Source organism: Pseudomonas capeferrum (assembly GCF_013523055.1).
Taxonomy (GTDB): domain Bacteria; phylum Pseudomonadota; class Gammaproteobacteria; order Pseudomonadales; family Pseudomonadaceae; genus Aquipseudomonas; species Aquipseudomonas capeferrum_A.
This window is the reverse complement of the sequence record NZ_JAAMQM010000081.1, coordinates 1-333: the sequence shown is the minus strand read 5'-3', so window position 1 is coordinate 333 and position 333 is coordinate 1. Positions and strand designations below refer to the sequence as shown.

The 333-nt window shown below is 62.8% G+C and carries 1 protein-coding gene; it reads left to right on the top strand.

The window, feature by feature from the left end; translation table 11 throughout:
* On the top strand, positions 1 to 333 hold a 333-nt coding region (locus tag G7009_RS27390; RefSeq protein WP_181133388.1), incomplete at both ends, for an immunoglobulin-like domain-containing protein.

Below are 333 nucleotides of genomic sequence, written 5' to 3'. Positions count from 1 at the left end.
CCGACGAGCCAAGCGGCCAGGGCGACAAGGTCTCGGTGACCATCGTCAGCAACGGCGATGTCACCGAAGCCCAGCAGCCGTCGTTCACCGTCAAGGTCAACCAGGTGCTGGACCGTGACCTTACCGTTACCCTGACCAATGGCGCCAAGGTGGTGATCGCTGCGGGCCAGACCGAAGTCGAGTACCGTGCCACCGCCCAGGGTGATGACGTCTTCAAGGATGCTGGTTCCCTGACTGTCGGCATCACCGATGCCACCGTTGACGGCCAGACCTTCGAAAACCTGCAGCTGGGTGGCTCCGCCACCGTGCAGATCGCCGACACCATCAACGATG